Below are 22,778 nucleotides of genomic sequence, written 5' to 3'. Positions count from 1 at the left end.
CGGAGACCGGACTGTTTCACGCGTGCTGGTGGCTGGACTATGCGCCGGGGAAGGACACGGCGCAAGCGTGCCGGCTTACGTCCGGCTGATACAGAGCTCGCCCGGGGAAGGGCTGCCCGGTGAGTAGGAATAGTTGGTGCCGACGACGGCCGCGCCAGCGAAATCCGGCAGCGCGGACGGTGCCGTTCCCGGCATGGGAGCTGTCTGAGGCGTGTTTCCCTGTGACAGCACGCAGGCATTGCCCGTGGCGGACATCTCGGGGCACGACCCTGCAGCGGAACAGGAAGACGACAACCCGGTAGCCGCACCGACCACTGGTGCCGCAGCCGGTGACAACCCTGGCCCGTGGCCGGCGTTGGCACCGGTCGGCATGCCTTCCATCTGCGCCATGGCCGGGGCCGCAGCTGTCACGGAGATGCCATGCTCCGCGGTCATGTTCTGCGCATCGGTCATGATGTGCATGCCGAAGATTCCGGCGATGATGGCCAGGGCCGCGGTCAGAAATCCTGCACGGAGGAGGAAAGCGGTGACGGGGCCGCGCGATACTGCGGTCACAACGTTTCCTTCCTTCCGTGCCGGTTCGATAATCCAAGGGTACCGGCCGGGGGTTTCCTCGCAGGTCACGACCATAGGTTTCAACGTGCCAGGGAGGGGTTCAGTTTCACCATCCGGTGCCGGTGCTCTACGACTGTCCTTGACCGGAGTCAGGAGTAAGGTATCGGGTTACGCGGGCCCTTGTGCCTGGCCTGAGTGATGCGCGCGGCCTCGCCGTCGGCGGGGACGGCCGCTTTCCCTGGCAGAGGCTGTGTACCGCGTCGAAGAGTTAGTTGCCGCTAAACGTGTACCCGGCAGAGGTGACCGCCTCACGCACCGCAGCTCATTCGAGGCCATCTGTGCGAAAACCGCGAACCCAGCTGTGAAAAAAGGCGGCCATTTGCGGTTAACAGTCACAGCTCGGGCGGCTTGTGAATTCGTCCATATCCGCCCGGCGCCACCATGTCCGGTAACGATCGTTCACAAGACACTTCGGACCGGTTTTTCGGAACCGCGGAACCACGCGGTCAGCTTTGTAACGCTTGCCGTGTACGCGGCTGTGTAACGTACAGCAGGGTTAGTGATACGTTTTGGTCATGCGAATCGGATACGGTCGGGTCTCCACCCGTGACCAGCACCCCGAAGCCCAACACGACGCCCTGACAGCGGCCGGCTGCGATCAGGTCTACATCGACACAGCCTCCGGAAAGCTCTCCCGCAGACCCGAACTCGACAAGGCCCTGCTCTCCGCAAACAGGGAAGGCGACCAGCTCGTCGTCACCAAACTCGACCGGCTCGGGCGGTCCCTGGAGCACCTCATCGACCTGTCCAAGACGCTGCAGGAACGCGGTGTGGACCTGATCGTCCTGGACCAGGGCATCGACACATCCACCGCCATCGGCCGGATGTTCTTCCAGATCCTCGGATCGATCGCCGAGTTCGAACACGCCCTCATGTCCGAACGAACCCGGGACGGGCTGGCCGCCGCACGTGCGCGGGGCAGGACCGGCGGACAGAAACCAAAACTCGGCCCCCGCCAGGTCAGGCTTGCCCGGGAAATGTACGAGGAGAAAAACGCCGACGGGAAACGGGCCCACACCGTCGAGCACATCGCCCAGGAATTCGGCGTCACCCGGCCCACCATCTACCGGCACTTGGCGAAGCCATGAGCGGTGGCCGTCCGCTGCTGCAGGTACAGATGCTGACCCCGTGGGGCGGCAACGTAGCGGCAAAGGAGACATGAGTTGGCTCTGCGTTCTTTGCTCACGGCTGCCGAGCGCGGCCAAATCCTGGCAATGCCCGCTGAAACAGAGGACCTTGCAGCCCACTACACGCTCAGTGATGCGGATATGTCGTTGATCCGGCAACGCCGCGGGGACGCGAACAGGCTGGGCTTTGCGGTCCAGCTGTGTCTGCTGCGCCACCCGGGCATCGGGCTGGCCGACGACACCGACGTGCCGCCGGAACTCATTGCCTGGCTGGCCTCCAGCCTGGGCGTTTCCATTGATGCCTGGGACGAGTATGGAACACGTGAGGAAACGCGGCAGGAGCATGGACGGGAGATCCGCGGGTATCTGGGCATGTCAGCGTTCGGCATCGCGGACTACCGCTGGCTCGTGGAGCATGTGGGTGTTGTGGCTGCGCACACGGACAAGGGCCTGGTCCTGGTCGAAAGCGCGAGGGATTTCCTGCAGGCAAGGAAGGTCGCGTTGCCCGGGATCGGGGTCATTGAAAAGGCCTGTGCGCAGGCGCTGACCAGGGCCAATAGGCGGATTTACCTCACTTTGGGTGAGCAGCTGACCGTGGGTCACCGGCAACGCCTCGACGGGCTGCTGCGCCGCCGCCGCGATAGTTCTCTGACGGAAATCGGTTGGCTGCGGCAGGCGCCGCTGCGACCCAACGCGCGGGCGATGAATGAGCACATCGACCGGCTCACCACCTGGCGTGCGCTGGAGCTGCCCTGGGCTGCGGGACGGCTGGTTCATCGGAACAGGTTGCTGAAGCTTGCCCGGGAGGGTGCCTCGATGACCGCGGCGGATCTGGCCAGATTTGAACCGGCACGCCGGTACGCGACCCTCTTCGCCATGGCCACCGAAAGCATGGCCACCGTCACCGACGAAATCATCGATCTGCACGACCGGATCATCGGCCGGCTCATCCGGACCGCACAGAACAAGCAAAACCAGGCCACCCTGGCATCCCGCTCCACCGTCGCCGCCATGATGCGCATCCATTCCAGGCTCGGTGATGCCCTCTTTGAGGCCAAGGAAAACGGCGAAGATCCCTTCGCCGCCATCGAAACGGCCATCGGCTGGGAATCCCTGGCCGAAAGCATCGCCCACGCCAAGGAACTGACCCGCCCGGCCCTCGAGGACCCCCTCGCCCTCGTCAGCGCCCACTTCACCACCCTGCGCCGCTACACCCCGGCATTTCTTGCCGTCCTTGACCTCAACGCGGCCCCGGCGGCACAGGACCTGCTGGCAGCAATCAACCTCGTCCGCACCCTGAACACCGCCGGAGCCCGAAAAATCCCCGACGATGCGCCCACCTCGTTCGTCCGGCCCCGGTGGAAGCCGCTGGTCTTCACGGAAAACGGCATAGACCGGGGCTTCTACGAGTTCTGTGCCCTCGCGGAACTAAAGAATGCGCTTCGTTCCGGAGACTTGTGGGTCACCGGATCCCGTCAATTCCGTGACTTCGATGACTACCTTCTTGCCGGTCCTGACTACACGGTTATGAAAACCACCGGGAAGCTGCCTCTGGTCACGACCGACGGCGGCGAAAGCTATCTCCAGAACCGGCTGGCCCTGCTCAACGAACGGCTGCACCATGTCAACGACCTCGCCTCCCGCGATGAACTGCCCGGGGTGATGGTCACGGACAAGGGCGTGAAAATCACCCCGCTGGAGACAATCGTGCCAAAACACGCGCAGCCACTGATCGATCAGGCAAGCGCAATGTTTCCGCGGATCCGGATCACCGATCTGTTGATGGAAGTTGATGGCTGGACCGGGTTCACCCGCCATTTCACCAGCCTGAAATCCGGCCAGCCCTCCAAAGACAAGCAACTTCTTCTCACCGCCATCCTCGCGGACGGAATCAACCTGGGCCTGACGAAGATGGCCGAGTCATGCACCGGCGTCAGCTACGCCCAGCTGGACCGCCACCAGGCCTCCTACATCCGGGACGAAACCTACAGCGCCGCTCTGGCGGAACTGGTGAACACCCAGCACGGACACCCCTTCGCCGCACAGTGGGGCGACGGGACCACCTCCTCATCGGACGGGCAGCGGTTCCGTGCCAGCAGCAAAGCCGAATCCACCGGGCATGTGAACCCCAAGTACGGTGCCGAGCCCGGCCGGCTGATCTACACACACATCTCGGACCAGTACTCGCCCTTCCACAGCAAGCTCGTCAACGTCGGCGACCGCGACGCGACCTACGTCCTGGACGGGCTGCTCTACCACGAGTCCGACCTGGCGATCCAGGAGCACTACACGGATACGGCCGGATTCACCGATCACCTCTTCGCTCTTATGCACCTGCTCGGGTACCGGTTCGCCCCACGGATCCGCAACATCGGCGACACCCGTCTCTACACACCTACCACCGATCCGGGACTTGCCACGTTGGCGCCGCTGATCGGCGGGACCATCAACACGAAAATGATTGCCCTGCATTGGGATGAAATCCTCCGCCTCGCCGCGTCCATCAAGACCGGCACCGTGACCGCGTCCCTGATGATGCGAAAACTCGGCGCCTACCCGCGCCAGAACGGGCTCGCACTCGCGCTGCGGGAGCTGGGCAGACTGGAGCGGACCCTCTTCCTGCTGGACTGGCTCCAGAACCCCGGCCTGCGCCGCAAAGTCACGGCCGGCCTGAACAAGGGCGAGGCCCGGAACACCCTCGCCCGGGCCGTCTTCTTCAACCGCCTCGGCGAAATCCGCGACCGCTCCTTCGAACAGCAACGCTACCGCGCCAGCGGACTGAACCTTCTCACCGCGGCCATTATTCTCTGGAACACCGTCTACCTCGACCGCACCATCACCACCCTCAATAAGGACGGGAACGCCACGGACCCTGACCTGCTGCGGTTCCTCTCACCCCTGGGCTGGGAACACATCAACCTCACCGGCGACTACACCTGGCCCCGCGCCAACCAGATCAAACCCGGCAAATACAGGCCACTACGCCGCCCGGCAAAACCTTAACGTCGGATATTTCACTTTTTCACAAGCCACCCCAGGTTCACGGTGGGCATCGAAACCCAGAAGGTAGACAGTGTCGTCACCATCTGGCTCATGCCCTCCATGACGGCTTTTGCAAGATTGTTGATCGCGTCGTCCGCGATCCCCGCCGCAACATTGCCGAGACGCTGTTCGCCCATGCAGACAACGTTCCAAACTTCGCATTCCTTTTCTGCCATGTCAGACGCCGGCCCAAGGGATAAATGAACTCAGGTCACTGACCTGGCGAACTGCGCCTCCGCCAGCGGGAGGGATATCCATTTTCCAGTCGCCGTCCTCCCAGAGCAGTGACGTCGAGAGAGCACCGTATCCGCCATCTTTGGTCTCGAAAGCCAGCTCCACAACGGCTGTTTCGGGAGTGTACGAATGGATCATGAAGCCGGCGATCTGAACCTTCGGTGAGGTCCCACTGCTGACGTCCTTGCCTTCCTTTATGGCCTGTACTGCTTTGTCCCGCGAGGGGCTATCAGCTGAAAGTTCCAGGTAAACCTGTTTTGCATAGCCGTTAAACGACGCTGCCCAGATGTTTACCGTTGCGTACAGCGCTCCTGTGGGGGATTGAGCGAAGCAGGACCTCAGACCGTCTTTTCCTACAGTGCCGGGGCCGGCCGTTGATGGATCGCTGGGGACGGCCATGGTTCCGAGCAGGTCCCACTTGGATTTGGGGGCGGTTCCCAGTGCAGTTTCCTTACTCGCAGGGAGGCCGCAGACGCTCTTGCCAGCCCCAGCGGAGGCGCTGGAGCTGGCTGCGGATGTGCTGCTGGTCTCTGCCGGGGCAGGGCCCGGCTGGGCGTTTCCCTGTCCTTTGGGGAGCAGGAAGATGACGACGGCTGCTGCAATCAGCGCGACCACCAGCGCGGCAGCGATGAGGAAACCGGGTTTGGTGAACGGATTGCTTTCGGTGGTGCTCTCTGTTGACTGGCTCATGGTGAACCTCCCGTTGTTGGTGCTGGTTTAGACGAAGGCGCGGACGATGCCGGACGCACCGGTGATGATGATGCAGCCCATCAGGACCCAGCCGAGCTTGCCGATGGCCTGTGCGCCCTCGCCGCGCTGGAGCTGGATGACCATGCCGATGCCGACGATGATGACGCCCAGGACGCCCAGGACCAGGCCGATGCCGGAGGCCCAGTTCAGGATCGTGAGCAGCCCGCCGGCCTGTGCCGGGACAACGGGGGTGGGGTTGGGGATGACGCTTGCCGCAAGTACGGAGAAGGAGTTCATGGGGAGACCTTTCAGTGGGTGGTGCGTGGTGTGGTGTCGGTAGCCAGGGCGGCTAAGTCATTGATGAAGCGTTGGTACTCGCGGGCCGGCGGTGCGGTGGTGGAATCTCCGTGCCGCCAGGCCTCGACCCAGGGCAAGGTCCAGGACCGGGGGGCTCCCCCGCCGACGATGGCGGCGAAGTCCCGCAAGGGTTTGGGCGTCTTCCCCGGTGCGTCCGCCAGGATGGCGAGGCCGAGCAGATCAACCGCGGGCGCCGCGCCTGATGCCCACTCGGTCAGGGCGCTCCGGGCCGCTGTCAGGCCCCGCATGTCTGCACGGCAAACCAGCAGCACCCAGGGCCTACTGCCGTCCTGGAGGACAGGCCAGCAGTGACCGGTCGCCCGCGCCCCGCCGATCAGATCAGCGATGCGGCTTTCACCGGATCCCCCGTGGGCGCCGGCGACCCACAGTGCTGCGGAGCCTGCCAGTGTGCGGCGGGCCAGACGGTCTGCGGCGTCCGGTTCGACCATTCCCCTGAGCGGTTCACTGACCACGGCCGCCGGCGGCACGTGAGCTTCCGGCGCTGCCGTGTCCGCGCCGTCGGCCGGAGCCGGATGGGTGATCCAGGGGTTCAGGGACTGTTGCATGCTTGCCTCCTTTCAGAGTCCGTGGTGGGTGGTTTAGAAGCCGGCGGCGACGGCGGCCGCGGCCGCCAGCCATGCCCGCTGAGTGGCGGGCTGGAGGGCTTCATAGCGGATGGGTCCGTTGACCAGGGCCGGATCGTAAGGAATCCGGACAACGGAGCGGACGAAGGGTGCGAAGCCGTCAGCGATCCGCTGGGCCTCGTCCTTGGCCCGCTTCAAGGCCTCGCCGCTCATGCTGCGCTTGGCGTCGGTAGACTCCGAGACGATGACGACCGCGTTGCGGGCCAGCTCCGCGTCGTGGCCGCCCCGGGATTCCAGGGTCTGCAGCGTCAGCCGGGCGGCTTCTGCGCGGTCTTCGATGGCCGTGACGGGGACGACGAGCTGGTTGGTGTAGTCGATCATCCGCCGCCAATTCGCCGCCCTGGCCGTGTTACCCGAATCCATCACCACAAGCCGGTAATAGCGGGTGAGGACCTGATGGGCGATGTCGACTTCCTCGGCCGTGACTTCATGGTCGCCTTCCTCGTTCTCGTCCGAGCGCAGGACGTCGAACTTGTCGGCGGTCTGGTGGTGGACGAACTTGGCGATTTCGGCCGCGTTCGTGGACGGGGAGAGCAGTTCGGTGGAGGCATCGATCAAGTCCAGGACGCTGCGGTCGTGGGAACCCTTTTCCGTCCGCCACCCGAGGGTGCCCTGGGATTCGTTGTTGTCCCACGCGACCGTGGCCGCACCGCTGTAACGGGCAAGGATGGCCGAGAGCATCACCACGGTTGGGGTCTTATTCGCCCCGCCCTTACGGTTGACCACCGCAATCGTCCGGGGGCCGGGCCAGTGCTGGCTGACCGTGCGAATATCCTCACGTTCGGTGAGTTCTTCCGCCGAGGGATCCATCCGCAGTCCCAGGCGCGTCAGTGTTCCGCGCCAGCCCTGTGTAGCCGGTTCCAGCACCGGGGCGCTGACCAGGAACGAGGTTTCCTTCAGGCTGCGCCGGGTCGGCGCTGCTTCCTCAACAACGGCAGCTATCTGCGGTTCCGGGGTGGCCGTCGCGGGAGCGGGCGGCCACGGCTGGGCGTCCACCGATGCGGCAGGGGCGGGAGCTGGCGCCGACTCTGCCGGAGCGGCCGCGGGCTCCTGCGCGGGTGCGGGGACGGTCTCAATTACGGCCGGCGCTGCGGTGGCGGGTGTGGTTGCGGGGGCCTCTGCGCGGCGGCGGGCCGGCGTGGGCTCGTAGGAAACGGATTCGATCGTGTTGTCCGGGTGGACGATGAGTTCGCCGTGTCCGTCGGGGTCCTCGATCTGGACCCGCACGGGGCGCTGGAGGGTCTGGGCTTCGCCCACGATGAGGGCCAGGGCGTTGGTGCGCAGTTCCTGAACCGAATCTGCGGCAGGGACGATGCGGGAGTTGCCCGCGACGACGACCTCGGCGGTGCCGTTGTCCCGGACAATGGCGCGGATGTTGGGAAAGGCCAGAACTTGCGTTGGTGTGGTGCCCATGAGCTTCTTCCTTACGTGTGTGGGGGTGGACGTGGCGGCGGTTAGGAGGCGGGCGGGGTGAGTCGGTTGACCTTCCACGGGGCGTCCTTGCCGGCGCGGAGCAGCTGCACCGTGTAGGTCCCGGCGTTGGTGGGGACCGCGGCGGTGACGCCGAAGCCGTTGGCTTCATCGACGCTGAGGGTGGCGGCGCCGGTGACGCGGGATGCGGGGATGTTGGCCGGGTCCACTGCCGAGTAGTCGGCGGTGGCCTGCGGGGTCAGCCAGCGGGCCAGGTCATTGGCCCACTGCTTGTCCTCCACCGTGGGGCGGGCGAAGTCCGTCATGGCGTTCTCTGCGACATCGGCGGCTTCGTCCTTGCTGGCCTGATCCCAGCTGATGCCGATGGTGGCGGGGATCGTGCCGCCCGGTGCCTGGGGTCCGCTGTTGGCGCTCAGGGAGACCGGCGCGGATGAGGTGGGGCTGGCGGCCGCTGATGCCGACGGCGCTGTCGTGGTGTTGCCTGCCGGCGCGCACGAAACGCAGAGCAGCGCCACGCCGAGCAGGGTCACGGGCTTTTTCACTTTTTCTCCTCTTGGGTGGGCAGGTACAGGAAAGCGGAGGGGACGGTGTTGGTCACTGTCCGGGTGTAGTAGCTGTGGTCCGCCGGGGCCGGGTTGCCGTTGTAGCCCTCTTCGACGTAGGTCCCGTCGTCCTTGACCTCCTTGACCACCGCGACGTGGCCGAAGTTCGGGTCCGCTCCCCCGGCTCCGGGCGCGTACCAGACAACGGCGCCGACCCGGGGTGTGCTGCCGGAGTCCCAGCCCTTGGCGTCCCAGCCGACCTTCCAGGTCAGGGCAGAGCCGAGCCCCTGTCCGTCCGGGCGGAAGGAGCCGTTGAGGAACTTGAACGGAGCTTTCGTTGAACCCATCTGCTGGTTGACCCGCCAGAGGGCGAAGTCCACGCACTCGCGGTAGTACATGCCCAGCGGCGAGGTACTGGACGCGTTTGCGCCGGCCTGCAGCCACGTCGGGGAGTTCTTCCACGGGTAGTCATCCCCCACTCCGGACTGGCCCCGGATGGCGCAGTCGCTGCCTGCCCGGGAGAACTTCGAGTTCGAGAGCGCCTGGACGAGTTTGACGGCTTCGGGCCAGTACTTCTGGTAGTGGTAGGGATCGGCGTTGCGCTGGACCCTGTTGCCGACAAGGGTCGGTTCCAACAGCTCCCAGCCGGCCACGCTTTTCAAGGCTTTGATGAAGTTGGTTGCGCTCGTCGTGGGGTCCATGCGATCCGCGTAGGAACCCCACGCCCCGTTGTCGCGCTGCTGGAACAACCCCCGGGAATCCGGACCCGCGCCGTCGCCGGTATCCAGCACCCGCAACCCCGACTCCCCCAGGGCGACCATGACGCTGATCATCTGGCCGTTTACCGACAAGTCCAGTGCGTTGCCGGCGTCCATGATGGCGGCGGCGTTCTTCAGCTGCTCCTGGGTGTAGCCCTCAACCTTGGTGTTGCCGTCGATGACGACGGCAACGGCCGGACCGCAGTCGGCCGCAGCAGGTGTCGGCCCGAAGAGCAGAACGATCGACAGGATCAAACCCAGGAAGAGCGTCGGCACAATAACCGCAGCGACGATCAAAAGTCCTTTTGGCTTCACGGTAGTTCCCCCTCTCGGATTTCCCGGCGGACACCTGCACACATGACCATCATCTTTAACGTGATGCTAGCATCACCAAAAATATGTTGGTACTTCTTGAGGGCGCGGCGGTGGGTGAGAATTGACGAATGCCCCGCATCTACAAACCACTCCCCGGACAGCCGCAAGAGGCTGCAAAGGCTCTGAGTGTGTTCAACGCCAACACCCTGCGGGCAGCTGTTATCAGGGACCTGGCCCAGCATCTTGACGGCGACACGACTGGAAACATCGCAAAGCGCATCGGCGTGGACTACCGGCAGGTCTACGCGCATATCAAGACACTCGAGGCCGAAGGCTTGGTCTCCGCTGCGGGCGAAGTCGGTATCCGCAACGGGCAGCGCATTCACTACTCCATAGACCTGGGCAGGTTGCGGGAGTGCGGCCTCGCCTACATGAGCTATCTGTCGGGAGAATAGGCGTCGAATGTCGCAGCGCCCGAGAATGAAGCCAGCGCGGAGATTTCTTGGATCAAAGGCGGGAGTACCGGGAGTTGAGCATTCGGGGGCGGCGGCCTGAGTGCACATCTGAGGTGCGCACGCTGCGGGGGTGTAGCCCCTACTACCCCCCAAATCTGTCGTAGGGGCCACACCATTGATGCCACTCAATGTGCATGGGCAGGCCGTAGCGGGCGCCTGGAACATGTCATGCCCCAGAGTCTACTGAAAAAAATTCAGTAGTGAAAATTTTTCAGTTAGGTGGACTTTTTTTCTCGGGCCTAGGAGGAAGGTTTCGGAGAGCTTCTGTCACCGCACGAAGCGCGTCCACGTTCACTTCTCCCAGAACCCGCGCGGCGAAGTGCTCTACCTCGGCGATGCGGTAAGCCTCTATCAGTCTGAGTTCGGCCTCCACCCGCTCCGGGATGGGACCGCTGCGCTGAAGCAGGTAGTTCTCGTCAACGTCAAAAAAGTACGCCAGTGCCTTCAGCAGCTCCGGATCCCAGCGGTTATCAGGAGAGCCGGCCAGCAGCCGGTGCCAACGCGTTCTTGTGAGCGTGAGCCCCTGCTCCGCCAGTCCCTGTCGAACATCTTCGTACGTGAAACTTTCAGCGTCCTTGGCATGAACGATGTCCAGAAGAAGCTGGATTTTCGATGCCAGAACCTCTTTATCACTGCGAGGATCTATGGGGTTGTCGTTCGAATTCACGCGTGATCCTGCTCCCGGCCAGCGAGGGCGGCCACATCCCGAGGGCAGCGCTCTGCCAGTGGTAGCGAAGTCACAGCCCTCCTCTTTAATTTCGTCATTGTTGAGGCCACTTGCCAGACCCTGGCGGCTTCGTGGGATGCCACGTGAAAGATCAGCCGACAATGAGAGTATATGAGGCTCCGAATGCGACTACGCCGGTTATGAACCCGGCAATGACCTGAGGAGCTGAGTGGTCCCGGAGATAGACCCTGGACCAGCAGACAAGCGGGGCCGCCACAACGAACGGAAGCCCCAGCCAGCCGAACATCAGTACAGCTGACACGGTCGCGCCGCCCAACGTCATTGCATGGCCCGATATCTTCCAGATCGGGCTGACCAGGATCAGCGCCACAATCCCGCAGAGGATCCCGCCAACTAGCCCCCAGACGGGTTTTGGCGCGCCCATGATTGAGAGGATTGCGCAGCCAAGCAGCGACGAGCCCAAGGTCCAGAGCATGACCGGGCGGCGTTGCTTCTTGTCTCCCACATGGTGGTCCGTCAACTGGCCCCTCTTGGCAAGCAACAGTACGACGGCAAAGGGCACCAGACAGATGAAAAGGGCAGCGATAATGCCCGACCAGATAGAGACCATCCACTGATCACTCAGCAGAGAAGCCAAAATCAGCAGAAGGGACAACACCAGAGGCGGCTGCGCAATCTCGGTTGCGGACCGGGCCACACGCCCAATGGCTGTGGAGGACCTTTCTGCGGTTAGGGTCGTGGATGCTGCTGTCACTGCGGTGCCTTTACCGACAGCACAGATTCCAGAGAACCGACGCCGCCATCAAATCGGGCTTGGACTGCGTCTAGGACACGGCCGGCAAGCATGGGTGTGGATCGCCCCGAGAGAGCAACCTTGTGATCGCTGGAACGAATAACGTACTCGTACAGACGGACGGTGGGGTGCTTCGCATAGAAGCTGCTCAAAACGGCCGGCAGCCAAGCCGCACGGGAGAGTCCCCAATACGCTCTGCCCAGCGTGGCCGTAAGAAAGACCAAGGCGAACCGATCCCAAATCTGCAGGCGGCGCCACACCTTAACCACCGGCGGGATGCCCAGCCCGAGAGAAGTCAACAGAACTCCGCCGTAGAACAGCGGATTGAACAGGACGTACAAAACCTGGTGGAGAGCCGAGCCGCCCACATCGTTGTGCAGGGCGGTCATGTAGGCGATCTCTTCGACCGACGCGAGTGCAACCAGAGCCATGCCGGCTGCAACAACCCGCGAACTCACGCGGACGGGCAGGCTTTCCTGCGGCCGGAGGCAAATTCGAAGGACGGAAACAGCCAACAACGCCAAAATGCCCATGTAGACGCTGGCATAGACGAAGACCGGCATCTGCTCGACGTTTTCCGGCACGAAGCTCAAAGTCGTCGGAACGAACTCCTGGCACAGGAACGGAACGGTGATCGCGATGGCTCCAAGGCCGGCTGCCAAGGGTCGGTGGCTGAGGCGTGAACGGTAGCTCTCATCCGCAGAATAGGCGGCGAAGATTCCCTGTCGCACCAGCCAGACGGCGCTTGTGACACACAAATTGCGAACGAGATGCAGAAAGTTTACGCCGCCCAGGGCCGCATCAATGGTTGCTTCAGGTACGACGACGCCCGTAAGAAAGAGGCCGAGGAACCCGATGCCGATCGCACCGGCAAAGGCCGTTGAAGCGCCCCAGCGAGCTACAAAATAGAGGCGAAAGACAAATACCGCTGCCAGAATCCAGAACGCGGCAGCGATCATAGGCCAAACACTCGTTCGGCCTTCGTGGCTTCCTTCACGGGCGTAGCATGCAGAATCCGTGCCAGGCCGAAGGCCAAATTTTCGGCGGCAGCTTCCGCCTCGTCCAGGGGAACGTCCACTGCACGGCACATCCAACTGACACCGTTCCGTTTGCCAATACCGGAGAAGAAAGACCCCGAGATAAGTCCATCGAGAGGCTTCCCCTTATGGCCCAAGAGGATGTGGCTCAGTTCATGTAGCACGACGTGAACACTCCAAGCCTTGGCACCCCGCAGGTAACTGACGATGCCATGGCTCGGGGTATCGATCCAGTGGCCGGTGACGCCTTCCCCGAGGCTGTCCACTGTGCCCTCCTCGAAGACCAGAGGTTTGCCGTATTTTTCTTCAACCGCGGTCACGAGGTCGCCCAGATCCGGGTACGCCGGAAGGTTCAAGGTCTCGATGACGTCAGCGGTCAGTGTGGCCTGTTCCATGTCCTACGGCTCCGGTAATCCACTGAAAAAATTTCAGTAATGTGTACTATGAAATCAGCGCCAGACGCGCCTTGGCAAGGAGCCACCCTACCAAGCTTCCGAAAACAGGCGCTGTCAAAGGAGTAAAAGGAACCCCATGGCTCGAAGCCCTACACCAAAGCAACAGTAAGGGGAGGCTCATGACAACCTTCCTTCGGCGGCGTCGGGCGACACGCCGACCACCTTCCCACTTAATAGAATCTGATTCATGTTGTGTATAGAAAGTAACTTCGGTCCTAGGAGGGAAAGTGCCACAGCTAAGCAAGGGTGAGCGTCACGTAATCACGGCGCGTTTGCCCATCTCGGACGCCGAGAAACTTGCGGCCGTCGTAAACGCCACTAATGAAAGCCGCAGTGACCTCATCGCTAGGCTCGTGCATGCACACCTTAAAACCGTCGATCTAGACCACCTCACTGGCCAGGAGGCTTTGCCTATCGCTAAGGCCAGTTAAAGACTGAAGGCCCGCTTTCGCGGGCCTTCAAAAGTATGCCGTTCAGATCCGAAATCTTGCCGGACGACGATCTGAACTTACCAAGCTCCCCGTGAGGGGCGCTCCATTTGCTGTACCCCGAAGGGACTAGCTGTTGTCTATGGTACCTGTACCTGCCGTGTCGTCAACAACGGACGCACCGCGCTCGGCGGGTCAAGTCACGCCCGATATGGCGTGGGCTCTCGCCCCATTGATCGCCGGCGTCCCGGTTTACCGCCTCGGACGTTGGATTGGCGGACGGTTCCAGTACCCGCGGCCGCAGAACCCGCCACGGATCACTGCTTCGGTGCCGACGCGGCCGGCGGCCGTCCTTATCCATGGTGCGGATGGCTCTGTGGCTTCGCTCTGCCTTGACCTGGATACCTCCAAAGCGCTGCAGGGCGTCGTCGATGACGACGCCCAACGGCTCGGGAACCTCTTGGAAAGTTGCGGTGTCCGCTACGTCGCTGACGTTTCTCCCAGCGGCGGGCGCCACCTCTACATCCCGCTCGCAGAAAGAGTGAGCGGCCTGGAGGCCCGGGAACTCGTCGAAGCCATGACGCTCCTGGCTCCGAGTCTCGATCCCAGTCCGCATCAGAACGTCACCGACGGCTGTATCCGGGTTCCGGGTTCGGCGCATAAGTCCGGCGGTCACCAGATCCTGACCACTCCCCTGGCTACTGCCTATGACATCCTGCGCCGCCGTAATCCCGCCGGCGCTGTCGCTGCGCTCCGGCTGGCTCTGGCGCCGGAGGTCAGACGCGCCCGCGAGCTCAAAGGCCGCGCCGCCAAGATGGTCGCCACCGCGACGGCGCACGGTATTTCCCCCGTTCCCTTCGGTGGGAGCCAGTCCCCCTTGCGGGTGCTGGCCCGTACAGGCCTGTACGACACGGCCAAGTACGCCAGCCCGTCGGAGGCCCGCATGGCGGTGCTGAACCACTTCGCCGCCTGTGGCTGGACCCTGGATCAGGTTCGCCTCGAGCTGGGCGGCCAGTTCCCCGGCCTCGCGGCCCTCTATGCCAACACCGACCGGCAGGAACGCCTGATCGACAAAGAGTGGGCCGAGGCCTGCCGGTGGATCCAAAAACGGGGAACCCCGCCAACAGGGAAAAGGACTACCCGTATTAACGACACAAGCCCTCCAAAACCCACAGGGGGGGCCAGCAGACCTAGCAGCAAGGCTGGCACACACCAGCTCGTGAACGATCTCGAAAATGTCCTCTACGCAGTCTTAGACCACCGGCTGAAAGAACACGGCCGCGAGGGCCTTAGCCTGCGCCTGCTGCTCCGGGCCGTACTTGGCTACATGCGAACCATGGAGACCGATCTGTTGGATGTAGGCTGCCGTACTTTTGCTACCGCCATGGGCAAACACCATGGCACCGTCGCCAGGCTCCTTCGGACGCTCGAACAAGCCTCAGATGGCATCCTGACTAAAGTCTCCGATGCCCGCGGCCGCAACGCTGATGCATACGTGATCCAGCTCCCTCGGCACTTTGAACAACTTGCCCGGGAACTCTCCTGGCGCAGCGGAAAAATCCATGGCATCCGCCCTGTGTTCCGGGCCCTGGGTGACGCCGCTGCCTTGGTCTACGAATCTATCGAACGCGGACGCCTCTCCCCGACCACGGCAGGAATCGTCCGGTCTACAGGTCTCAGTCGTACAGCCGTTGAATCGGCCTTGGGTGTCATGTGCAGCTACAACATGATCGAACGTCGGCACGGACAATGGGCAATTACGGCCGCAACAAGCCTTACCGCGCTGGCCCGCCGGCTCGGGGCGCTTGACGATGCAGCAGAGCAGATCCGCCGGCATCGACTGCAGCGCGCGGCCTGGCACGCATGGCTGGACAGGAACTTGGTACCTGAACTTGCAGAACACGAAGTGGAAGACGGCGAATCGGACCTCTACTGGATCCCTCCCTCCGAAAGTGAACTGGATTGGGGTGGGACGTTGTGGCGAGTGGCCTGAAGCTCTGCACGATCATGGAACCTTTAACAAATACTGCCGGTATAAATTGGCTCGGCGGCAACGATGTTCTTTGTGCGGCGGAGCCTGACCCAGAACGTTGAGAGGATCAAGCTATGGCGGCGTAAACCATGTATTTAAATAATTCTGTCATGACAGATTGACGGATTGATGCACGTCTATCAATCGGGCCTTGCCGGCTTTGAAGGAGCCACGTTGCATCAGAGCCTTTAGATTTCAGGAGGGCGCGTCGGTCGATGCCAGAGGATGACCGTGGACTGCAGACCTGCACGAGGCATAGCGCGCGTAGTATGGAAATTTTTTTACTACATAAATAATTCTGTCATGACAGATTGATAGATTGACGTACATCTATCAATCTGTCAGTCTGTATTCAAACGAAGGAGCAACATGAAAGTGACTGCCATAGGCAACCGAAAGGGCGGGGTGGGCAAGACGTCAGTGACCCTCGGACTTGCCACCGGGCTCCGGCTGATCGGCAAGAAAGTTCTAGTCATCGATCTGGATCCCCAGGCCAACGTCACAGACGCGCTTGAGGGGGCTGGAGAGTTTGACATTTTTGACGTCCTCTACGGCGGGGAGGCCGGTACTCTCGGGCAAGCTATCACCACGACCTCGTGGGCTGGCATTGACCTGATCCCGAGTTCCGAGTCGCTGGCGCGGCTGGAGTCCGAAAGCATAATGACTCCTGAGATGCGGCTCAAGGCTGCCGCTTGGGGTGCAGAGGAACTAGAAGAGTACGACCACGTCCTCATTGATTTGCCGCCAGCTCTCGGGAGGCTAACCCTGAATGGACTGATCTGGGCTGACCGAGTCGTGGTTGTGACCGAGCCGGCCGCATTCTCCGTCAAGGGAGTGACTGAATTCCTGGAAACGGTCAAGAAGGTGCAGTCGCTGCCTCACCTGAACCCTGCCCTGGAATTCATCGGCATCATCATCAACAAAACCAGCTCACCACTGACCGGCGAGCACGCGTTCCAGATCGGCGAACTGGAAGCGGAGTATGGCAGCGACGTGATGGATCCGCACCTGCCCCTTAGGACGGCGATGCAGGATTCCATCAGCAGTAGGGCGCCGCTGACAAAAATCAACAGCAGGGGAGCGGCCATCATGACAGAGAAGTTTGTCGCCCACGCACGGTACTTGGATGGGGAGAAGTAGATGGCCGTCGATAGAAAGTCATCCATTCGAAAGGCGCCAGCGGGCGATGTTGTTGATGTCCTAACGTCTAGAGCGGAAGCACCATCGTTGAGGCCTGATGTGCAGCCCGTTGTCGAGGCGCGGTCGGCCCAGGCAAATCTCGAGCCTGTTGGTACGAGAGGGCCGGGCCCGGGCCGGCCGAGAGGCAAGAGAAGGATGGAGCCGTTTTCATCCAAGATCGAGATCGGCCTCCGCGACGAAATGGATGCTTACATCGAGGAATACGGAATCACGATTACAGACTTCCTTGATGAAGCGATACGAGATCGTCTAAAAAAATAATTCCGTCTAGACAGAATTATCAACCCAAGGTCGCCGCGCTGCCGATCCGCGCATCGTGGAAGGCAATGCACCTTCAACCCGACTACCGTGAATACTGAAATATTTTCAGTAGAGGGGTTCGGTCATGGCAGGGCGTAAGAAGCAAGTAGATGGTCAGCTGAGCTTTGAGGCTCTGTGGGCGGCACCAGAGGAGGATCGTGATGAACAAGTACGGCAGGCAGGCTCAGGAAGCCTGGAAGGCAGCAAGTCCGACGCGCTACAGCCAGATCCAGGACCCGGAGGACTTCTTCACCAAGCTGGGGGAGGAAGCCCAGGAACAGGTGGACGGGTTGCTGCTGAAGATCGCGGGACCGGATCCTCAGGGCGAGGGGTATCTGGAGAAGGTCGGCCGGTTGAACGCGGCGCGGAACCAGGCCGAGGAGATCGTCCGTTACGACCTGCTCTCGCCACCGGAGACGGAGGACGAGGAGGACGAGTACGTGAACCCGAGTATCCAGGAACACCTGGAGTTTATGGCCGAGGTGCAGAGGCTCAGGGAGCAACTCTAGCCACCGATCCCGACAGGTTCCGCCCCTCATCCCAGGACGACCTGGCACCATCGGGTGCCCGCAGCCGCATCCGGGCGAACCTGGCAGCCCTTGAAGTACTGCGGACGCTGCAGAGCGAGGACCGCCAGGCCACGGAGGCTGAGAAAGCGTCACTGGGGCGGTGGGGGAGTTGGGGAGCGCAAGGCGTCTTCCAAATCTTCGATGAGTCCCGCGAGGAATATGCCGGGGACCGTGAGCATCTTCGCAGCCTCCTGAGGGAGGTCGAGTACGACGCGGCCCGCAGGACCACGATCAACGCCCACTACACGGACGCCGCCTACGTGCAGGCCATGTGGTCCACCGTCCAGGAGCTCGGCTTCACCGGGGGCGCTGTTCTGGAACCGGGATCCGGTGTTGGCACCTTCATGGGCTTCGCCCCGGATGCCGCCGAGATGACCGGTGTGGAACTGGATCCAACCACCGCGGCCATCTCCCAGGCCCTTTACCCCGAGGCCACCGTCCGGGCCGAGTCCTTTGCCGATACCAAGCTGCCGACCGGGCACTTCGACCTGGCTATCGGCAACGTACCCTTCGCGAACGTCACCCTGCACGATCCCCGCCACAACGCCGGCGGCCATTCAATCCATAACCACTTCATACTCAAATCCCTGGAACTGACCCGCCCGGGCGGGATGGTCGCCGTGCTGACGTCCAGCTTCACCCTGGACGGCACAAATCCCTCAGCCCGCCGGGAAATGAACCAGCTGGCCGACCTCGTGGGCGCCGTCCGGCTACCCACCGGCTCACACCGCAAGGCTGCAGGCACCGATGCCATGACGGACCTGCTGATCTTCCGCCGCCGGGAACCCGGGCAGGAACCGGCATCCACCCTCTGGGAAACCGTCACGGCCCGCCAGATCGACGGAACCATCACCCGCCTGAACTCCTACTTCGACGAATACCCCGCACGGCTCCTTGGCGAACTGCACGTCAGCCACGGCATGTACGGGGCCGAAACCCTGCAGCTCACCACCGATGAGCTCTCCGCCGTCCCGGAACGGCTGAACGCGGCCCTGGCCGACGTCGTACGCGAGGCCCGGACCGCCGGAATGATGATGACCGAGCGGACCGCTGACCAGGAGCGCCAGCGGGCCGCCTATGTTCCGGCGGCCGCCCATGAGTGGGACGGCCACATCAGCGCCGCTGACAGCGGCTTTACCGTTGTCGAAAAAGGCTCACACACCGAGTTGGCAGTACCGAAGACCCAGGCCGCTGAACTTAGGGCCCTGCTGGGGCTGCGCGACAGCGCCCGGCTGCTGCTCACCGCAGAGGCCGAAAGCCGCGAGGACACCGCCGGCATTGATGGGCTCCGTGAGGAACTGAAGAGCGCCTACGGCCGGTACGCGGAAACCTACGGGCCGATCAACCGCTACACGCTCCGGAATACAGGGCGCGTGGATGAAGAGACGCAGGAGCCCATCCAGGCCCGCATGACGCCCAAGGCAGTCTCCATCGTCTCCCGCGACCCGTTCGGTCCTCTGGTAATGGCGTTGGAAAACTTCGATGAAGCGACGCAGACAGCTGCACCGGCCGCCCTGCTTTCGACCCGTCAGGTCCAGCCGCGCCGACCGGTCCTTGGCGTGGACACGGCAGAAGAAGCCCTCACCGTCACCCTCGACACCGTGGGCGAGGTTGACCTGGACTACGCAGCATCCCTGCTGGGCATCAGTGCTGATGACGCCCGGGCCGCCATGGGGGAGAGCATCTACCAGATCCCCGGCACCGGGGAGAGTTTCCAGACCCGGGCCGAATACCTTTCCGGGAACGTGCGGGAGAAGCTTGAAATTGCCCAGGCAGCCGCGCTCTCCGATGATCGGTTCGCCGTCAACGTCCAGGCCCTCACCGAAGCCATGCCGGAACCGCTGCGCATGGATGAGGTGGAAGCCCGCCTCGGTGCGGTCTGGATCGACGCAGACACCCACCAGGAATTTGTCCGGGAAATCCTCAACGACCCCTACGCCACCGTCTCCAACGCAGCCGGCTCCATGTGGGACGTCAAAGCCAACCGCCACACCCTGGCCGCCACCAGCAACTGGGGCACCCAGCGGATGCCCGCCTCCGACGTCCTCAAGCAGGTCCTGGAACAGCGCCCGGTGCGTGTCACGGACGAAGGAGAGGACAAGCGCCGCATCCTGAACCCCACAGAAACCGCAGCGGCCCAGGAAAAAGCCCAGATGCTGCAGGAGCGTTTCAGTGAATGGGTATGGGAAGAACCCGAACGGGCCACCCGTCTCATCGGCGAATACAACCGCCGCTTCAATTCCATCGTGCTGCGCGACTACACCACCGAGGGGGAGCGGCTGACGCTGCCCGGGATGGCCAAGGACTTCTCCCCCCGCCCGCACCAGCGCGCGGCCGTGGCCCGGATGCTCTCGGAGCCTGCCGTGGGCCTGTTCCACCAGGTCGGGGCGGGAAAGACCGCCGAGATGGTCATGGGCGTGATGGAACTGCGCCGTCTGGGTATGGTCAACAAGCCCGCCGTCGTGATCCCCAACCACATGCTCGAACAGTTCGCCCGCGAATGGCTCCAGATCTACCCGCAGGCCCGGATCCTCGCAGCATCCTCGAATGACCTTGCCGGGGATAAGCGCCGGCAGTTCGTGGCCCGCGCGGCCGCCAACGAGTGGGACGCCGTCGTCATGACCCGCACCGCGTTCCAGCGCGTGAGCCTCAGCCCCGAAGCGGAAGTCTCGTACATGAGGGCCGAAGTCGCCCAGGCGCGGGCCGAGCTGGAAGCAGTCAGGGACAGCGGCCAGGTCAACGGACAGCCCAGCGCGAGCATCGTCAAACGGCTCGAAAAGGTGGTCCTGGGACGGGAGGAAAGCCTCAAAGCCAAGCTCGATACCGCCGCCGATCCGGGAATCAGCTTCGAGGAAACCGGCATTGACTACCTCGTGGTGGACGAGCTGCACGACTACAAGAACCTGGAGACGCCCAGCAACATCCCCGGCGCCGGAATCCAAGGTTCCAACCGTGCATCGGACCTGCATATGAAGACAGAGTTCCTGCGCCAGCGCGAGGGCCGGCGGGTGATCACCGGAGCCACAGCGACACCCATCGCCAACTCCGTCACGGAAATGTACGTCATGCAGCGCTACCTGCGCCCGGACCTGCTCCAGGCTGCCGGAATCCAGGACTTCAACACCTGGGCAGCAACCTTCGGGCAGGTCGTCGAGGAAATGGAACTCTCCGTCGCCGGCGGCGACCGGTTCAAACTCAAGAGCCGGTTCGCGAAATTCCAGAACGTCCCCGAACTGTTGAAGATGTTCCACACCTTCGCGGACGTGAAGACCGCCGAGGACCTGAAGCTCCCCGTACCGGCCCTCGCCGCACGGGACGGGGACGGGCTGCGGCAGCCGAACATGCTCACCGTGGAACCCAGCCCGGAACTGCGGGAGTACATCCAGGACATCGGCCAGCGGGTGGACCGCATCCAGCAAAAGCTCGTGGACGCCGAGGAAGACAACATGCTCAAAGTCTCCTCGGACGGCCGGAAGGCCGCCCTGGACATGCGACTCGTTGACCCCGCATTGTCCCAGCAGGGGTCCACCAAGATCAGCGCCACCGCTGACCTGCTGGCCAGCGTGTACGAAGAACACAAGGACCGCATTTACACCGACCCGAAAACCGGAGAACCGGACCCCGTGCCCGGAGCCCTGCAACTGGTGTTCTGCGACTTCGGCACACCCTCTGACCGGTGGAACGTCTACGGCGAACTCAAAGACCAGCTACGGCGCCGCGGCGTGCCCGAACACATGGTCCGGTTCATCCACGAAGCCAAGAATGACACCGAGAAAGGCCGGCTCTTCGCCGCCGCCCGCTCCGGCCAGATCGCCGTGCTGATGGGATCGACCTCAAAAATGGGTGTTGGCACCAACATTCAAAAACGCGCCGTGCACCTGGTCGATATGGACGCCCCCTGGCGGCCCTCCGACGTCGAACAACGCCACGGCCGCATTCTGCGCCAAGGCAACCAGAACTCCGAGGTCCGCATCTCCCAGGTCGTCACCAAGGAATCCTTCGATTCCTTCATGTGGCAGGGACTTGAAAGAAAGTCCCGGTTCATCAACCAGATCATGCGCGGACGCCTGGACGTGCGCGAAATCGAGGACATCGGTGACAACACCCTGAACTTCGCCCAGGCCAAAGCCATCACCAGCGGCAACCCGCTGGTGATGGAAAAAGCCGTCGCCGACCAGGAACTAGCCCGCCTGAGCCGCCTGGACCGGGCCTACAACCGCAATATGATTGCTGTCGCACACACCAAACGCGGTGAACAATCGGCAGCCGACGCCGCCGCCCAGGACCTGCCCCTGATCCAGGCAGCAGCAGCGCGGACCCTCGACACCACCGCGGATGCCTTCAAAGCCACCATCGAAGGAACGTTCCTCGACAACCGCGGGGATGCCGCCGAAGCGGTCCGGGCATGGGCCGGCAAACACGGCCACCGGCTCATGAACCTCTACGGCTACGACGAGCTGGGAACGATCGCCACCCTTGGCGGCCATGAACTCCGTGCCCGCCTCATGCCGGCCAGGGACCTTGACCGGGCAACCGTCGAAATACGCATCGAGGGAGTGCCCAGGGCAACCACACAAATAGCCCGCCGCAGCCTGCTGTCCGCCGATCTAGGCACCATCAGACAGCTCGAAAACAGAGTCTCATCCCTCCCGAAGCTGGCAGCCGACGTCGAAGGACGACGGCAAGATGCACTCACCCACGTCGAACAGGCAGACAAAGCCCTGGCGGAGCCTTTCAAACACGCCGACGCCCTGAAAGCCGCCCTGACGGACTCGGCACGTATTAACCAACTCATGGCCGAGGCAGCGAAACCGGAAGAACCAGCGCAGCCCGAAACCCCCGCCGACATCGACTCCCGCATGGCAAAGATGCAACGGCTCATGAACGCTGATTTCCCCGCACAACCAGGCACCGCAGCCCCACCGGCCGGCGGCACGAAAGCCCAACCCGGGACAGTGAACCAACAACGACAACACCAGACCGAGTACGAACGCTGACCCCGGGAG

20 protein-coding genes are annotated in these 22,778 nt (G+C 62.9%); 8 read left to right on the top strand and 12 right to left on the bottom strand.

Features of this window, described 5'->3' with window-relative positions; genetic code table 11:
• Window positions 1-75: 75 nt before the first annotated feature.
• Window positions 76-555 (bottom strand): hypothetical protein, encoded by a 480-nt coding sequence (locus ARTH_RS22605; RefSeq protein ID WP_043431415.1) that lies wholly within the window; start codon window positions 553-555, stop codon window positions 76-78.
• Window positions 556-1,130: 575 nt separating this feature from the next.
• Here ARTH_RS22605 and ARTH_RS22600 point away from each other — a divergent pair.
• Window positions 1,131-1,703: a recombinase family protein gene (locus ARTH_RS22600; protein WP_011689635.1), complete on the top strand. Its 573-nt coding sequence runs from the start codon at window positions 1,131-1,133 to the stop codon at window positions 1,701-1,703.
• Between the two features lie 75 nt (window positions 1,704-1,778).
• Entirely contained in the window at window positions 1,779-4,745 is a 2,967-nt protein-coding gene (locus tag ARTH_RS22595) for a Tn3-like element ISArsp6 family transposase (protein ID WP_011689634.1), read from the top strand.
• A gap of 11 nt (window positions 4,746-4,756) precedes the next feature.
• Here ARTH_RS22595 and ARTH_RS22590 read toward each other — a convergent pair whose 3' ends face one another.
• From ARTH_RS22590 to ARTH_RS22560, 7 genes are read right to left on the bottom strand one after another with little or no spacing between them, the layout of a single operon-like run.
• On the bottom strand, window positions 4,757-4,960 hold the full coding sequence (locus ARTH_RS22590; RefSeq protein WP_043431478.1) for a hypothetical protein: 204 nt from the start codon (window positions 4,958-4,960) through the stop codon (window positions 4,757-4,759).
• Window position 4,961: 1 nt separating this feature from the next.
• Complete coding sequence (locus ARTH_RS22585; RefSeq protein ID WP_011689814.1) at window positions 4,962-5,708, bottom strand: hypothetical protein; 747 nt, start codon at window positions 5,706-5,708, stop codon at window positions 4,962-4,964.
• A 27-nt stretch (window positions 5,709-5,735) separates the two neighbouring features.
• A complete protein-coding gene (locus tag ARTH_RS22580; RefSeq protein WP_011689813.1) occupies window positions 5,736-6,005 on the bottom strand; it encodes a hypothetical protein in 270 nt (89 codons plus the stop codon).
• Window positions 6,006-6,016: 11 nt separating this feature from the next.
• Window positions 6,017-6,631: a DUF6668 family protein gene (locus ARTH_RS22575; protein WP_011689812.1), complete on the bottom strand. Its 615-nt coding sequence runs from the start codon at window positions 6,629-6,631 to the stop codon at window positions 6,017-6,019.
• A 33-nt stretch (window positions 6,632-6,664) separates the two neighbouring features.
• Complete coding sequence (locus ARTH_RS22570) at window positions 6,665-8,122, bottom strand: ParA family protein (protein ID WP_011689811.1); 1,458 nt, start codon at window positions 8,120-8,122, stop codon at window positions 6,665-6,667.
• Window positions 8,123-8,163: 41 nt separating this feature from the next.
• Complete coding sequence (locus tag ARTH_RS22565) at window positions 8,164-8,682, bottom strand: hypothetical protein (protein ID WP_011689810.1); 519 nt, start codon at window positions 8,680-8,682, stop codon at window positions 8,164-8,166.
• Window positions 8,679-9,755 carry a CHAP domain-containing protein gene (locus ARTH_RS22560; protein ID WP_011689809.1) on the bottom strand — a complete coding sequence of 359 codons (1,077 nt, stop codon included), beginning with the start codon at window positions 9,753-9,755 and terminating at the stop codon, window positions 8,679-8,681. The genes ARTH_RS22565 and ARTH_RS22560 overlap by 4 nt, the downstream gene beginning before the upstream one ends.
• A 128-nt stretch (window positions 9,756-9,883) precedes the next feature.
• On the opposite strand from ARTH_RS22560, the gene ARTH_RS22555 reads away from it, so the two are divergent.
• Entirely contained in the window at window positions 9,884-10,210 is a 327-nt protein-coding gene (locus ARTH_RS22555) for a helix-turn-helix domain-containing protein (protein WP_011689808.1), read from the top strand.
• Between the two features lie 271 nt (window positions 10,211-10,481).
• Here the strand turns inward: ARTH_RS22555 and ARTH_RS22550 are convergent, their stop codons facing one another.
• From ARTH_RS22550 to ARTH_RS22535, 4 genes are all read right to left on the bottom strand, one after another.
• Window positions 10,482-10,937: a hypothetical protein gene (locus tag ARTH_RS22550; protein ID WP_011689807.1), complete on the bottom strand. Its 456-nt coding sequence runs from the start codon at window positions 10,935-10,937 to the stop codon at window positions 10,482-10,484.
• A 151-nt stretch (window positions 10,938-11,088) separates the two neighbouring features.
• Window positions 11,089-11,712, bottom strand: coding sequence for a hypothetical protein (locus tag ARTH_RS22545; RefSeq protein ID WP_011689806.1), 624 nt, complete (start codon window positions 11,710-11,712; stop codon window positions 11,089-11,091).
• Window positions 11,709-12,710 carry a hypothetical protein gene (locus ARTH_RS22540; protein WP_011689805.1) on the bottom strand — a complete coding sequence of 334 codons (1,002 nt, stop codon included), beginning with the start codon at window positions 12,708-12,710 and terminating at the stop codon, window positions 11,709-11,711. Before ARTH_RS22540 ends, ARTH_RS22545 begins: the two co-directional genes overlap by 4 nt.
• The gene (locus tag ARTH_RS22535) at window positions 12,707-13,183 is read right to left on the bottom strand and encodes a hypothetical protein (protein ID WP_011689804.1); all 477 of its coding nucleotides are present in this window, start codon (window positions 13,181-13,183) and stop codon (window positions 12,707-12,709) included. Before ARTH_RS22535 ends, ARTH_RS22540 begins: the two co-directional genes overlap by 4 nt.
• 864 nt (window positions 13,184-14,047) lie before the next feature.
• Here ARTH_RS22535 and ARTH_RS22525 point away from each other — a divergent pair.
• The 5 genes from ARTH_RS22525 to ARTH_RS22505 all read left to right on the top strand — a co-directional run bounded on the left by ARTH_RS22525 (window position 14,048) and on the right by ARTH_RS22505 (window position 22,769).
• Window positions 14,048-15,664, top strand: a complete 1,617-nt coding sequence (locus tag ARTH_RS22525) for a hypothetical protein (RefSeq protein WP_232223693.1) — start codon at window positions 14,048-14,050, stop codon at window positions 15,662-15,664.
• Window positions 15,665-16,072: 408 nt separating this feature from the next.
• A complete protein-coding gene (locus tag ARTH_RS22520) occupies window positions 16,073-16,843 on the top strand; it encodes a ParA family protein (protein ID WP_011689802.1) in 771 nt (256 codons plus the stop codon).
• Window positions 16,844-17,164, top strand: a complete 321-nt coding sequence (locus ARTH_RS22515) for a hypothetical protein (protein WP_011689801.1) — start codon at window positions 16,844-16,846, stop codon at window positions 17,162-17,164.
• A 200-nt stretch (window positions 17,165-17,364) separates the two neighbouring features.
• Window positions 17,365-17,712 carry a hypothetical protein gene (locus tag ARTH_RS22510; RefSeq protein WP_011689800.1) on the top strand — a complete coding sequence of 116 codons (348 nt, stop codon included), beginning with the start codon at window positions 17,365-17,367 and terminating at the stop codon, window positions 17,710-17,712.
• A 329-nt stretch (window positions 17,713-18,041) separates the two neighbouring features.
• Complete coding sequence (locus ARTH_RS22505; RefSeq protein ID WP_011689799.1) at window positions 18,042-22,769, top strand: helicase-related protein; 4,728 nt, start codon at window positions 18,042-18,044, stop codon at window positions 22,767-22,769.
• Window positions 22,770-22,778: the final 9 nt, after the last annotated feature.

This window comes from Arthrobacter sp. FB24 (assembly GCF_000196235.1).
Classification (GTDB): domain Bacteria; phylum Actinomycetota; class Actinomycetes; order Actinomycetales; family Micrococcaceae; genus Arthrobacter.
Note: the sequence above shows the minus strand (reverse complement) of the source record. Positions and strands in the feature narration are given on the sequence as shown.

Excerpts from the sequence above, each read along its gene's own strand:
- ARTH_RS22515 (WP_011689801.1), top strand. The coding sequence starts at position 16,844 with ATGGCCGTCGATAGAAAGTCATCCATTCGAAAGGCGCCAGCGGGCGAT.
- ARTH_RS22555 (WP_011689808.1), top strand. The coding sequence starts at position 9,884 with ATGCCCCGCATCTACAAACCACTCCCCGGACAGCCGCAAGAGGCTGCA.
- ARTH_RS22600 (WP_011689635.1), top strand. The coding sequence starts at position 1,131 with ATGCGAATCGGATACGGTCGGGTCTCCACCCGTGACCAGCACCCCGAA.
- ARTH_RS22590 (WP_043431478.1), bottom strand. The coding sequence starts at position 4,960 with ATGGCAGAAAAGGAATGCGAAGTTTGGAACGTTGTCTGCATGGGCGAA.
- ARTH_RS22535 (WP_011689804.1), bottom strand. The coding sequence starts at position 13,183 with ATGGAACAGGCCACACTGACCGCTGACGTCATCGAGACCTTGAACCTT.
- ARTH_RS22570 (WP_011689811.1), bottom strand. The coding sequence starts at position 8,122 with ATGGGCACCACACCAACGCAAGTTCTGGCCTTTCCCAACATCCGCGCC.
- ARTH_RS22575 (WP_011689812.1), bottom strand. The coding sequence starts at position 6,631 with ATGCAACAGTCCCTGAACCCCTGGATCACCCATCCGGCTCCGGCCGAC.
- ARTH_RS22580 (WP_011689813.1), bottom strand. The coding sequence starts at position 6,005 with ATGAACTCCTTCTCCGTACTTGCGGCAAGCGTCATCCCCAACCCCACC.
- ARTH_RS22510 (WP_011689800.1), top strand. The coding sequence starts at position 17,365 with ATGAACAAGTACGGCAGGCAGGCTCAGGAAGCCTGGAAGGCAGCAAGT.
- ARTH_RS22520 (WP_011689802.1), top strand. The coding sequence starts at position 16,073 with ATGAAAGTGACTGCCATAGGCAACCGAAAGGGCGGGGTGGGCAAGACG.
- ARTH_RS22505 (WP_011689799.1), top strand. The coding sequence starts at position 18,042 with ATGTGGTCCACCGTCCAGGAGCTCGGCTTCACCGGGGGCGCTGTTCTG.
- ARTH_RS22585 (WP_011689814.1), bottom strand. The coding sequence starts at position 5,708 with ATGAGCCAGTCAACAGAGAGCACCACCGAAAGCAATCCGTTCACCAAA.
- ARTH_RS22540 (WP_011689805.1), bottom strand. The coding sequence starts at position 12,710 with ATGATCGCTGCCGCGTTCTGGATTCTGGCAGCGGTATTTGTCTTTCGC.